Raw genomic sequence first — 13,117 nt, 5'->3', positions numbered from 1 at the left:
TTTGAAACACGACGCTTATGTCATGCCTAACGTGCAAAGCATCCGGGAAGCCTTTGCGGAGGCTTCTTCTTTTTTGGACCAAGCCGGGTGCAATGAGCCCCAGCGCAGCAGCCAGCTGCTGCTGGAGCATGTGCTGGGCTTGTCCGGGGCGGCCTATTATATGGCGATGGCCGATCCGTTTCCGCCTTCGGTGCGTGAGACTTGGGAAGCCGCGGTGACCCGCCGTGCGGCTGGTGAGCCAGTGCAGTATATCATCGGAGAGCAGGAGTTTTACGGGCGGGCTTTTGAGGTGACGCCCGATGTACTGATTCCCCGGCCGGAGACGGAGCTGCTCGTCGAGGCGATTCTGAAGTACGGCGCGGAGCTGTGGCCGGATGGTGTTGTGGCGGCGCCGGGTGAAGCGGCGGAGGACAATGTGGCTGCGGGCGGAGCGGCGCAGGACAATGCGGTTGCGGGCGAAGCGGCGGAGGACAATGTGGCTGCGGGCGAAGCGGCGCAGGACAGAGCGGCAACGGGCGAAGCGGCGCAGGACAATACGGCAGCCCGCCGGGAGAGCGGCGCAGCAGGCCCGCGCGCGCCGCGTCCGCTGACCGCCGTCGATATCGGCGCCGGCAGCGGAGCGATCTCCGTCACGCTGGCGGCGGAAGCGCCGGCTTGGCGGGTCTGCGCCGGCGACATCTCGCCCGGCGCGCTGGCCGTGGCCGGGCGCAATGCGCAGCGGCACGGCACGGCAGTGGACCTGCGGCTCGGCGACTTGCTCGAGCCGTTTGCGGGGATGGAGACGGATATTCTCGTCTCCAACCCGCCATATATTCCCGGCGCAGAGATCGCCGGGCTGCAGCGTGAAGTGCGCGACCACGAGCCGCGCACTGCTCTGGATGGCGGCGACGACGGGCTGGACCCGTACCGCCGCATGATGGAACAGCTGGCGCTGCTTCCGGCGCCGCCGCGTCTGGTCGGTTTCGAGCTCGGCCAGGGTCAGGCCGGGCAAGTGGCCGGGCTGCTGCGGGCGGCAGGCCATTGGAATGAGATCATCACGATTGACGATCTCGCGGGTATTCCCCGCCATGTGCTGGGGATCGCCAGGTAGCAGCAGGGAAGCCGTCACCGGATGAGGAATTCACCTCGTGCAAAGTTAACAGATAATTTGCCGGCCGGTAAATATCATATCTGAATTTATGAGCACGGAACGTTAAGTGGATTTTCTACCGCTAATTTGTTGAAATCAGGCCCCAATTAGGCTCCCTTTTTCCCGCTAATGACTCAGATACAGGCCGTAGACGCTGATTTAGTTTCACTTTTTCCACTTAAGCCATGGGGGATATCTCCTCCATTCATTAATATGTGAAATACTCCTGTTGAAGAGTGAAATCAAGCTTTTTGGTCGTGAACGCGTAGTCTATCGGTTGAAATTGTATTTTTACTGCCCCTTCCTTTACAATGGAATTGACGGGCCTTCGGTGCAGACAGAAATGAAGAAGACCCAGTACGGAGTAAGGAGACAGATTATGCTTCAGAAGATTAAAAAGATCGACGGTGTCATCGTACTCATTCTATTGCTGTTGATGGTGGTCAGCATATTTTCCATATACAGCGTCACGCATGGACGGGATAAGCTGGATGGGGCGCATCTTCGGATGATCAAGTTCTATGTGTTGGGTATTATCGCTTTTATCGGCCTAACGTTTGTGGATTATCGTCTGCTCGTGAAATATGCACTTTATGTGTATATTGCGGGAGTGGGGATTCTGGTGCTGGTCAGTTTTATCGGTAAAGAGCAGAACGGAGCCCAGGGCTGGATTAAGGCCGGAGGCTTCAGTCTTCAGCCGGCAGAGCTGTTTAAGCTGATATTGATTCTTTTCCTGGCAGCAGTACTTGTCCGTAAGCACAAAAATAAGCTGCTGTTCTGGAGAGATGTCGTCCCGCTCGGCCTGCTTACTATGCTCCCGTTCCTGATCGTCATCAGCCAGAATGACTTGGGTAATGCCCTTTCCTATATCATCATCCTGATCGGGCTGCTGTGGATTGGCAATATCAAGTTTTCCCATGCGCTGATCGGGCTGTTGGTAATTGGAGGGACGGCAGCCGGGGGAATTATGAGCTACATTCATTATCACGATGAAATCAAGGATTTCCTTACTGATATCGGACGTTCCCACTGGGTGGAGCGCTTTGATCCGTGGCTGGTCCCGGATGAAGCAACGGCCAAAGCCAGCTATCATACCAAAAATGCCAAGCTGGCCATTGCCTCGGGAGGCATGAGCGGTGAAGGTTACATGGAAGGCAGCTCTGTACAGACGGACCGGGTGCCGTACACCTATTCTGATTCTATTTTTGTGGAGATAGCCGAGGAATTTGGCTTTGTGGGTTCTGCGCTGGTATTGTTGCTCTATTTTATATTGATTCACCGGATGATTCTGATTGCGCTGGAGTCTAAAGACCGGGGTGGACCCTTCCTGATCGTCGGCATTGTTGCCATGATGCTGTACCAGATCTTCGAGAATATCGGTGCATTTATCGGCCTGATGCCGTTGACCGGGATTACGCTGCCGTTCATTAGCTACGGAGGAACTTCCCTGATGATCAACATGGCCAGCATTGGCCTGGTTATGAGTGTCCGGCTGCATGGTCAGGAAGTAGAAGAGGATCTGCCGGCTCCTTCTTTATACAGTCCTCCGGCGAAGCAGGGATAATATTTTAGAAGAAACAGAAACCGCTGAGGCACATCTGATGATGGGCTCCGGCGGTTTTTTGTATTGCAGCGATGATTGCAGGGATAGGCTCGATACGGCTCTGCGAATTCATGGGCGGCGATTGAAAAATTGTATTTATATTGCAGCTTGCTTTAAAATGGAAATTAACGGTTTTCCTCTGAATGCATACTCCAGCGGGCAAGCCAAATCCAGGTACAGTTAGGGGTTAGCTCCATGCTGCAGAGGATCAAAAGGATCGATGGTGTTATTGTCGTAGTTCTGCTAATGCTGATGGTCATTAGTATCTTGTCGATATACAGTGTCACGCACGGGCGGGATGACGACGGACTGCACATTCAGATGCTGAAATGGTATGGACTGGGCTTCTTTGTTTTCTTCGGATTGTCCCTGTTTGATTATCGTCTTCTGGTTAGGTATGCCCATTATATCTATTTGCTGGGCGTAGTGATTCTGCTGGTGGTCAGCTTTTTCGGTAAAGTTAAATATGGTGCGCGGGGCTGGCTGGAAGTAGGAGGATTAAGCGTTCAGCCGGCGGAGCTGTTCAAGCTGATTCTGATTCTGGCGCTGGCCGCGCTGCTCGTCCGCAAAGATAAAAAAGAGCTTCTGTTCTGGCGGGATGTCGTGCCGCTCAGTATGATTGCGCTGCTGCCATTTGTGATTGTCATCAGCCAGAATGATCTGGGCAATGCGCTGAGCTATATGGTCATACTCTTGGGTCTGCTGTGGATTGGCCGGATCAAAGGGTCTCATGCGTTAATCGGCCTGATTGTTGGCGCTGTGGCAGTGGGAGGTTTTATTTACAGCTACATTCATTATCATGAGCAAATGACTCATTTCCTCAGTGAAACCATTGGCCGCAAGCATTTTGTGGCCCGCTTTGATCCCTGGCTGGTGCCGGAGCTGGCAAGCAGTGATGACAGCTACCAGACGCGCAATGCCAAAATAGCCATTGCCTCGGGCGGGCTCAGCGGGGAAGGATACATGCAGGGCGGTTCGGTCCAGTCTGGTAAAATACCGGTACTGTATACGGATGCGATCTTTGCACAGATTGCGGAAGAATTCGGTTTCATAGGAGCAGCACTGCTTCTGCTGCTGTTTTTTATTCTCATCCACCGGATGATTCTGATCGCCCTGGGATGCAGGGACCGTGCGGGGCCTTTTCTGATTATTGGGATTGTGGCTATGCTGCTGTATCAGATTCTTGAGAACATCGGTGCGTATATCGGCCTGATGCCGCTGACTGGAATTACGCTTCCGTTCATTAGCTATGGCGGGACCTCCATTCTGATCAATATGGCCAGTATGGGCATTGCGATGAGTGTGCTGCTGTATGGCCAGGATGTAGAGGATGACCTGCCGTTGCCTGTGGTGCATTTCTAAAACCGGTATATTTAATAGATTGATAGGTTTGCAGTCTCTCTTTCCCGGGCATACTTGGGACATAAGCGTTTTGAGGGAGAGGGGCTGCTGGAGATGGAACAGAATAAGACTGGAAGACAGGATTCCTTGCGTGTAACTTTTAAGTATACTGCCATTTTAATTTGCTTTTTTATGATTCTTATGATGGCCTGGGAAGGGCAAAAAACCGATGCCGCCGTAGCAGACGGGGCGATTCCACAGGATTCCATCCGGCTGCGGATTCTGGCGAATTCAGATGCCGCAGGCGATCAGCTTGTCAAACGCCAGATCCGCGACAGTATTGTCGAACAGATGAACCAGTGGGTAGCTCTGCTGGAAGATCCGCAGAGTCTGGAGCAGGCCCGGACGCTGATCCGGAGCCATTTGCCGGAGCTTGAAGCGTTGGTGGCCCGGGAGCTGGAGAAGCGGGGGATTGATTATGGTTATAAAGTAGAGCTGGGAATTGTTCCGTTCCCGACCAAAATGTACGGCGGCACGGTCTATCCGGCCGGAGAGTATGAAGCGGTGCGCATTACGCTGGGCGCCGGAAAGGGACAGAACTGGTGGTGCGTGCTGTTTCCGCCGCTGTGCTTCATTGATGCGGGGTCCGGGGATGCTGCGGCATCTGCTCCGGCCAAGGCTAAGACTGTCTCGGCTGCTGCTGCCGGGGATGGAGCCAAAGTGAAGGCCACGGGTCAAGGGGAGGTAACCACAGCTTCTGTGAAATCAGACGTACCTGCCGTAAGCGGAGAAGCGGAAGCGCCGAAGGTGCGGTTCTTCTTCTGGGAGCTGCTGCAGTCGTTCTGGAGCTGGATTAGCGGATTATTCAGCTGAGATTCTATGAATCTATAACGGCCTATGTTACGATATAATGTGAACTGAATCGGATTTCCTGCGGCGCCACCCTGGTGGGGCCGCTTTTGTTGAACCTATAAGGCTTTAAAGGCTGAATGCTATACAGTCACCCTATTTAGAAAGCTTGTGATAAGAATGACAGAACCTCAAGATTCCATGTTTGCGGTCCAGCGGCACAGCGGATCCATCGAAGCAACCCAGTATTGGAAGCTGTCTCCTGCAGGAGAAAGCGAAGCAGATTGCGCAACTTATCCGCAAAGTGCGGCAGACCGGGAAGCCATAGAAGAGGCGGCGGCTTTGCTGCGCGGAGGGAGCACCGTCGCTTTCCCGACCGAGACGGTATACGGTCTGGGAGCAGATGCCCGCAGTACGGCTGCAGTAGAAGCGGTGTTTGCCGCCAAGGGGCGGCCTTCCGATAATCCGCTGATCGTGCACATTTCCGAGCGGAGCGATTTGGACAGGCTGGTTACAGAGGTACACCCTTCCGCGGCGGCGCTGATCGACGCTTTTTGGCCTGGCCCGCTTACCGTGGTGCTGCCTGTCCGCGTGGGCGTATTGTCTCCGCTGGTGACAGCGGGCCTCGATACGGTTGGCGTGCGCATGCCGGACCACCCGCTTGCGCTGGCACTGATCCGCGCGGCGGGCTGTCCGGTTGCTGCGCCTAGCGCCAACCGCTCCGGGCGGCCGAGTCCTACACTGGCCGCCCATGTGTTAGAAGACCTCGCCGGATACATCGGCGGGGTGCTTGACGGCGGCGCGGCCGGAGTCGGCCTGGAGTCGACCGTCGTGCAGGTGCAACCGGGCGGGACGGTCGCTGTGCTCCGTCCCGGCGGGATCACCGCCGAGCAGCTCGCGGCGGTGCTCGGTCCCGGGGCCGTCACCGCGGCCCCGGCCTCTGCGGAAGCGCCTGCGGCCGCTTCCGCTCATGCCCCCGGCGCGGTGCCTGCCGCCGGGGACAGCAGCCCGGCGCCGCGCGCACCGGGCATGAAGTACACGCACTACGCCCCGCGCGGAGCGCTTGGCGTAGTGCGCGGGGCTTCCGCGCAGCGCGTGGCGGAAGCTGCCGCGGGCCTGCTGCAGGCGGCGCACCGCGCCGGCGAGATTACGGGCCTGCTCCTCTTCGAGGAGCATAAGGCCCTATATCCCGCCAGCGTAGCCGCCTGCATGGTGTCTCTCGGCTCGCTGGCCTCGCCGGAGGAAGGGGCACGCTCCCTGTATGCCGCGCTGCGGCGCTTCGATGAAGCGGGAGCGACCTACATTCTGGCCGAGGCCTGCCCGGATACCGGCCTCGGCGCAGCGATCATGAACCGGCTGATGAAGGCCGCCGGCGGAACCGTCATCGACGCCGGATAAACGGCCCTGTTTTTTGCCGCTGTACTTTGTGATTTGTACTTAGATCTGCATGCGGATTCGCTGCACATTCTTTTTCTTATCGGTATCTCCGGCCGCTTGCTTCCACTCGCAGTCATGAATCCCTCCTTGTCCGCATATGGTTATGGTACAAGACTTTCGGACGTTGGGGGTATAGACATGGATGTAGGGGGAGTATATGCTGGCTGGGGCCAAATCGTAACGATAGCCATTATGGCAATCGCGCTGGGGATGGACGCTTTTTCACTCGGTGTAGGCATCGGGATGAAGGGGATCCGCCTTTTGCATGTGCTACAGCTCAGTCTCTTGATTGCTTTTTTTCATGTGCTGATGCCCCTGCTTGGCTTGTTCACCGGCAGTTATGTCGGACATTTTCTCGGACAAGTTGCCACTTATGCAGCCGGAGGGCTGCTCGTGCTACTCGGTGGGCATATGGTATTTAACTCCTTTCGGCCGGTTCATACCCGGCAGGAGCCAATGAATCACCGCAATTTTTGGGGGATGCTGCTGATTTCGCTCAGTGTGAGTATAGATTCATTTTCGGTAGGGGTTTCCCTGGGAATGTTTGTGAATAGCATAATGTTAACCGTGCTCGCCTTTGGGGCCTGCGGGGGGCTGATGTCGATATCCGGCCTGCTGCTGGGTAGAAGAGTCAGCCATGGGCTTGGTGATTACGGGGAGGCGCTGGGCGGAGGGATCTTGCTCGCGTTTGGCTTGCTGTTCATCTTCTGATACAATAACGGCACAACAATATTTTATATATCCAATTCATTTGTTCATGGAGGTGGAAAGGATGCTGCATATTTTATTCGTCTGCACAGGTAATACGTGCCGTAGTCCTATGGCTGAGGGGCTTCTCCGGAAGCTTGCGAAGGAACGGGGAATCGACGTGGAAGTGCGGTCTGCAGGCGTTTCCGCCATTTCCGGTACTCCCTTGTCCAGACATGCCGCAGCGATTCTGCGGGACGAAGGAATTCATGATCATATCCTGTCCACGCAACTGAGTGGAGAGACAGTAGCATGGGCGGATCTGGTGCTGACCCTCACGGGAGGGCACAAAAGCCATTTGCTGCAGTATTTTCCGGAAGCCGTTGCGAAGACATATACGCTAAAAGAATATGTCTACGATGAAGAAGCCGTGAATGCGGATATCCGCGAGCTGGATAGCCTGTATGCGGACGCAGAGCTTAGTCTTGCACTGGGGGCAGAACCGAAATCTGCTGATCTGCAGCGGATCATAGAAATTCGTCAGCGGATTCCAAGCTTTGATATTTCCGATCCTTTTGGAGGTCCCAGGGAAGATTATGAGCTGGCTGCTGCCGAGATCCGGACGGCGCTGTACAGTCTTCTGGATAAGCTGGAGTCCTTACGCCGTTTGTAATGGTGGTTGATTTTTCGCAGCCATTCCTTTAAGATGATATTAAATATTATCCGGTTCCGGTGTAACTGGCGACAGATGTGGATCAAACCACGATGGAGCACTGGAATAAACGGCCGGTCGCCTGGGCAAAAGAGCACATCCGCAGTAGGTTGCGGACTGCTCTTTTTTGTTTAAATTGCAGGACTGCGGTTAGGCTTTAGGAATCATCTTTATACTTTTCGCTGAAACGGGACTGTCTTTGTAAAGGGATGGCCAAGCCGTTTCAACTTGCTTGAGGGAGGCGGAAGTAATGGATCAAGTCATGAAGCAGCACTCGGATTCACTAACAGCTGCAACCGCTACTGTGGTGCGGGAATTGGCGGAAGCCGGGAAGCTGGGACCTGGAAAAATCCTAGTCGTTGGTGCAAGCACAAGTGAGGTAGCCGGGGTCCATATCGGTACCGGCGGTGCACTGGAGGTGGCGCAGCAGCTGTTGGAGGGAATTGTTCAGGTTGCTGTGGAGAAAGGGTTTCACCCGGTATACCAGTGCTGTGAGCATTTGAACCGTTCGCTGGTTATGGAGCGTTCATTGCTGGAGAAGCTGGGGCTAAGGGAAGTATCGGCTGTGCCAATTCCGGGAGCTGGGGGGTCTATGGCAGCAGCAGCTTATCGCTCGATGTCTGATCCGGTACTTGCGGAAACGTTGGAGGCCCATGCCGGTATAGATATCGGTGAGACGCTAATCGGTATGCATTTGCGCCGGGTAGCGGTGCCTTTCCGGCCAAGCTTGCGTTACATTGGTTCAGCCCGGGTGAATGCGGCCTGGAGCAGACCTCCACTGATCGGCGGGGAACGAGCAGTCTATCGGACTCCGGAGACCAGCGGTACAGGGAATTGCGATTAATTCGTCTTGCTTAACGGAATGCCCCTGAATATTGAGTTAGTCTTTTCACAACATACACTAAAGAGCACTAGGGAGGAAATGAAAATCATGGAACAATTGCGTAAGAATGACCCGGCAGTACTGGAAGCGATGGGACTGGAGCTTAGCCGTCAACGTGCCAACATTGAGCTTATTGCCTCGGAGAATATCGTCAGCGAAGCAGTCATGGAAGCGATGGGTTCTGTGCTCACAAACAAATATGCCGAAGGTTACCCAGGCAAACGGTATTATGGCGGTTGTGAGGATGTGGATATTGTTGAGAACCTGGCCCGTGACCGCGCCAAGCAGCTCTTCGGTGCGGATCATGCCAATGTACAGCCACACTCCGGTGCCCAGGCCAATATGGCCGTTTATCTAGCTGCACTGAATCCCGGTGATACTGTCCTGGGGATGAATCTGGCACATGGCGGTCATCTCACACATGGCAGCCCAGTGAATGCTTCCGGCCTCTTATATAACTTTGTGGCTTATGGTGTACAGGAAGATACCTTCCTGATTGATTATAATGAAGTCCGCAAGGCTGCTTTCAAGCATCGTCCAAAATTGATTGTTGCTGGAGCAAGTGCATATCCGCGTACGATCGACTTTGAAGCTCTAGGCTCAATAGCGAATGATGTAGGCGCATTGTTCATGGTGGATATGGCTCATATCGCTGGACTGGTGGCTGCCGGTCTTCACCCGAGCCCCGTTCCGCATGCCCATTTTGTAACTACAACCACGCACAAGACCCTACGCGGTCCACGCGGAGGGATGATTCTCTGCAGACAGCCTTGGGCAGCTGCAATCGACAAGGCTGTATTCCCGGGTTCGCAGGGTGGGCCGCTCATGCATGTGATTGCATCCAAGGCGGTTTCCTTTGGTGAAGCTCTTCAGCCTTCCTTCAAAACGTATGCCGAGAATGTGGTGAAGAACGCCAAGGTACTGGCAGAAACACTGATGGGTGAGGGCGTTAACATTGTATCCGGCGGTACTGACAACCACTTAATGCTGCTTGATACCCGCAATCTCAATATCACAGGCAAGGATGCCGAGAAGGTTCTCGATTCTATCGGAATTACTGTGAATAAGAATGCTATCCCGTTTGATCCAACCAGCCCATTTGTGACTAGCGGAATCCGTATTGGTACACCTGCTGTCACTTCACGGGGAATGGACGAACAGGCGATGGTTACTATCGGCCGCATTATCGCGAACGTTCTGAAGAATCCATCGGATGAAGGGAAGCTCGCTGACGCCGCACGTGAAGTGGCTGCACTGACTGAGCAATACCCGATCTATCCAGGTCTGCAATACTAAACAAAAGATAACAGCGGAGTAACGTCTCCAGCTTGTGGTACCAAAAGCCTTTACAGACATCGGTCTTCGGTGCTGTAAAGGCTTTTTTATGGTTCGAGAAATTAATACTATGTGGCTAATTCAGTTGTTGCATAATGTTCACATTTGATACACGTGTTTTTACCGAAAATACTCATGAAAAAATCATGAAAGTTCATGGAATTTTCAATAAAATTGGTGAAAGAAATGTGAAAAGTATGAATTGATTAAAATAGCATAAACTAAGCCGGATTACATTTTTAACGAAAAAGGACATTTTCCTGCCCTTTAGCGCAAGCCGGGTCGAACAGTAAGGCAATTCCGTTCTTTGGAACCAGCCTTTCTTAGGTGAAATACACCTCGGGTGATGATATAATAGACAAGATTTAGCCAGGGGAGAAAGCAAAAGCGCTTTCTGCGGCTATAAATAAGACTCACAATTACCGGAGGGACAAGAATGGGAAAATTGGTGATTTGCGATCATCCTTTGATTCAGCACAAATTAACATTTATTCGCGATGTGCGGACGAACACGAAAGAGTTCAGAGAGCATGTTGATGAAGTCGCTACACTTATGGCATATGAGATTACGCGTGACATTCCGCTTGAGACCATTACTGTGCAGACGCCTGTAGCAGAGACAGAAAGTAAAGTGATTTCCGGAAGAATGCTGGGATTGATTCCGATTCTGCGTGCCGGGCTTGGAATGCTTGAAGGTGTCTTGAAGCTGCTTCCTGCTGCCAAGGTAGGACATGTCGGATTGTTCCGTGATCCCGATACCCTTCAACCGGTTGAATATTACATCAAGCTTCCTACCGATGTTCAAGAACGTGAATTGATTGTGATTGACCCGATGCTGGCTACAGGCGGATCTGCTATTGCCGCGATCACCTCTCTGAAGAATCGCGGATGCACCCAGATCAAGATGATGAACCTGATTGCGGCTCCCGAAGGTGTTGCTGCTGTACAAGCTGCCCATCCTGATGTTGATATCTATGTTGCTGCGCTGGATGACCACCTGAATGAACACGGTTATATTGTGCCAGGGCTTGGAGATGCCGGTGATCGGTTGTATGGAACCAAGTAAAGCCTTATCAAGAGCAGTAGTATAGATTAACTAAACAGACGAAGTATAATGAAGTGTTTATGAAGAAAGGGTAGGGGTTATGTCCAAAATTAAAGTGATGACGATTTTCGGAGTGCGCCCCGAGGCGATCAAAATGGCGCCTTTGGTTCTGGAGCTTGCCAGACATCCTGAACACATTGAATCTGTTGTTTGCGTAACGGCGCAGCACCGTGAGCTGTTGGACCAGGTGCTGGAGGTCTTCCGCATCACTCCTGATTATGATCTGGATGTGATGAAGGACCGCCAGACGCTGAATGAGATTACCATTCGGGTACTGGAGGGACTGGAGCCGGTGCTTCGGGAAGCTAAGCCGGACCTTGTGCTGGTGCATGGCGATACACTTACCACCTTCCTTGCCAGCTATGCTTCATTCCTGCAGCAAATTCAGGTAGGCCATGTGGAAGCGGGACTTCGGACCTGGAACAAGCTGTCTCCTTATCCTGAGGAAATGAACCGTCAGTTGACGGGAGTTCTTGCAGACCTGCACTTTGCTCCGACGGATTGGTCAGCAGGAAATCTGAGACACGAGAACAAAAAAGAATCAAGTATTTATATCACAGGCAACACTGTAACCGATGTGTTTCAATATACCGTACAGCCGGACTACCGGCATCCTGTACTGGATTTTGCTTCAGGAAAACGACTTATTTTAATGACGGCGCACCGCAGAGAATCTCAAGGCGAACCGCACCGTCATATTTTCCGTGCTGTCAAAAGAATCGCTGATGAATTTGAAGATGTAGCCATAGTCTATCCTGTGCATCCGAGTCCAGCAGTCAAGGAACCGGCTCATGAGATACTCGGCGGACACCCAAGAATCAAGCTGATCGATCCGCTGGATGTCGTTGACCTGCATAATTTTTATCCGCATACCCACCTGATATTGACCGATTCCGGCGGCCTGCAGGAGGAAGCTCCCTCCTTTGGGGTTCCTGTGCTTGTGCTGCGTGATACAACCGAGCGCCCGGAAGGGATTGAAGCCGGAACACTGGAACTTGTGGGGACGGACGAAGAGAAGGTGTATCAACGGACACATGCGCTTTTGACTGATCAGAATCTCTATCAGTCGATGAGCCGGGCCGCCAACCCGTATGGAGACGGTAAAGCCTCACAGAGAATTGTCAATGCGATTTTGCATCATTTCGGTGTTGTCGAAGACCGTCCGGAAGAGTTTCACAGAATGTTCACAAAATGAACAGCAAAGCTTGAAAACGATATTCTGAACACACCAAAATCAACATACAGTAAAACTGTACGGTTTATATGGTTTTGGAATCTTTTGCTGTGATTATTTTCATACTTTCATCCGAAAAACCCATGATTTGCGCTGGATTGACAAACTCTTGTAACATTCAGTAAAATGAATGGGACTTCTAAGGATGTGTTGAAATGAAGGGCCCTGATAAGCCTGAGAAACCGCATAAACAAACGGGTCATGCGCTGAAAGCCATGAGTCTTGTCAGCGCTGTCGGTATTGATTTGGCCGCCTTTACATTGGGCGGTTATTTCTTGGGAGCGTGGCTCGATAAAAAGTGGAATAGCTCCGGTCTCGGTGTGGCACTTGGTGTCATTTTGGGTGTGCTGTTCGGGATAGCAGGTGTCATCTTCATTATTAAAGCTGTCATGGAGGAAAGTGATGGATGATTTGTCTCGATACCGCAAGGTATTGGCACTGGCAACACTTTGCTTCGTGGTTGTATGCGTTCTTGCTGCGTCTGTACTCCCGGATTTTCGGACTATAGGCTTTGGTATGGCGCTCGGCGGAGCCATTGGCTGCATTAATGTGACCTACCTGGGCTACAAAGTCCGGCAAGTGGCGGATACTATGGCAGGTGAAGGCAAGAGACGTGTAAGCCTGGGTTATCTAACCCGTGCTGCGCTAAGTCTCTTGGGTGTAATGGTAGCCTTTAAAGTACCGCAGATCTTCAATATGGTTGCGGTGGCTGGCAGTTTGCTCTTGGCTCCAATTCTTCTTATTATAATAGGAATTGGGTTTTCGCGTAGAGAAAGTTAAAGGCTGCAACGGAGAAAGGGGT

The 13,117-nt window shown here is 52.8% G+C and carries 13 protein-coding genes and 1 riboswitch; all 13 genes read left to right on the top strand.

The features are described 5' to 3' along the window. The first annotated feature begins 1 nt into the window (after position 1). The 13 genes from AC0MA3_RS05885 to AC0MA3_RS05825 all read left to right on the top strand — a co-directional run bounded on the left by AC0MA3_RS05885 (position 2) and on the right by AC0MA3_RS05825 (position 13,095). Entirely contained in the window at positions 2–1,090 is a 1,089-nt protein-coding gene (locus AC0MA3_RS05885; RefSeq protein WP_474655476.1) for a N5-glutamine methyltransferase family protein, read from the top strand. A 418-nt stretch (positions 1,091–1,508) separates the two neighbouring features. Then, positions 1,509–2,693 carry an FtsW/RodA/SpoVE family cell cycle protein gene (locus tag AC0MA3_RS05880; RefSeq protein ID WP_474655475.1) on the top strand — a complete coding sequence of 395 codons (1,185 nt, stop codon included), beginning with the start codon at positions 1,509–1,511 and terminating at the stop codon, positions 2,691–2,693. A gap of 234 nt (positions 2,694–2,927) precedes the next feature. Continuing rightward, complete coding sequence (locus AC0MA3_RS05875) at positions 2,928–4,094, top strand: FtsW/RodA/SpoVE family cell cycle protein (RefSeq protein ID WP_474655474.1); 1,167 nt, start codon at positions 2,928–2,930, stop codon at positions 4,092–4,094. A gap of 93 nt (positions 4,095–4,187) precedes the next feature. Continuing rightward, entirely contained in the window at positions 4,188–4,946 is a 759-nt protein-coding gene (gene spoIIR / locus AC0MA3_RS05870; protein ID WP_474655473.1) for a stage II sporulation protein R, read from the top strand. 156 nt (positions 4,947–5,102) lie between these two features. Then, the gene (locus AC0MA3_RS05865) at positions 5,103–6,320 is read left to right on the top strand and encodes an L-threonylcarbamoyladenylate synthase (protein WP_474655472.1); all 1,218 of its coding nucleotides are present in this window, start codon (positions 5,103–5,105) and stop codon (positions 6,318–6,320) included. A gap of 177 nt (positions 6,321–6,497) precedes the next feature. Beyond that, positions 6,498–7,070 carry a manganese efflux pump MntP gene (locus AC0MA3_RS05860; protein WP_379157529.1) on the top strand — a complete coding sequence of 191 codons (573 nt, stop codon included), beginning with the start codon at positions 6,498–6,500 and terminating at the stop codon, positions 7,068–7,070. Positions 7,071–7,131: 61 nt separating this feature from the next. Continuing rightward, a complete protein-coding gene (locus tag AC0MA3_RS05855; protein WP_379157110.1) occupies positions 7,132–7,719 on the top strand; it encodes a low molecular weight protein arginine phosphatase in 588 nt (195 codons plus the stop codon). Positions 7,720–7,770: 51 nt separating this feature from the next. Then, positions 7,771–7,853, top strand: a riboswitch (ZMP/ZTP riboswitch). Positions 7,854–8,008: 155 nt separating this feature from the next. Then, on the top strand, positions 8,009–8,602 hold the full coding sequence (locus AC0MA3_RS05850; protein ID WP_474655471.1) for a TIGR01440 family protein: 594 nt from the start codon (positions 8,009–8,011) through the stop codon (positions 8,600–8,602). 84 nt (positions 8,603–8,686) lie between these two features. Further along, a complete protein-coding gene (locus AC0MA3_RS05845) occupies positions 8,687–9,937 on the top strand; it encodes a serine hydroxymethyltransferase (RefSeq protein ID WP_379157532.1) in 1,251 nt (416 codons plus the stop codon). Between the two features lie 475 nt (positions 9,938–10,412). After that, positions 10,413–11,042 carry a uracil phosphoribosyltransferase gene (gene upp, locus AC0MA3_RS05840; RefSeq protein WP_087918508.1) on the top strand — a complete coding sequence of 210 codons (630 nt, stop codon included), beginning with the start codon at positions 10,413–10,415 and terminating at the stop codon, positions 11,040–11,042. Between the two features lie 79 nt (positions 11,043–11,121). Continuing rightward, the gene (gene wecB, locus AC0MA3_RS05835; protein WP_379157117.1) at positions 11,122–12,276 is read left to right on the top strand and encodes a non-hydrolyzing UDP-N-acetylglucosamine 2-epimerase; all 1,155 of its coding nucleotides are present in this window, start codon (positions 11,122–11,124) and stop codon (positions 12,274–12,276) included. Between the two features lie 194 nt (positions 12,277–12,470). Then, positions 12,471–12,725: an AtpZ/AtpI family protein gene (locus tag AC0MA3_RS05830; RefSeq protein WP_474655470.1), complete on the top strand. Its 255-nt coding sequence runs from the start codon at positions 12,471–12,473 to the stop codon at positions 12,723–12,725. After that, on the top strand, positions 12,718–13,095 hold the full coding sequence (locus tag AC0MA3_RS05825; RefSeq protein ID WP_474655469.1) for an ATP synthase subunit I: 378 nt from the start codon (positions 12,718–12,720) through the stop codon (positions 13,093–13,095). The genes AC0MA3_RS05830 and AC0MA3_RS05825 overlap by 8 nt, the downstream gene beginning before the upstream one ends. The last annotated feature ends 22 nt before the right edge of the window (positions 13,096–13,117 follow it).

Source organism: Paenibacillus sp. LS-5, assembly GCF_056121505.1.
The sequence above is the reverse complement of the archived record's forward strand: the minus strand, read 5'-3'. Positions and strand labels throughout refer to the sequence as shown.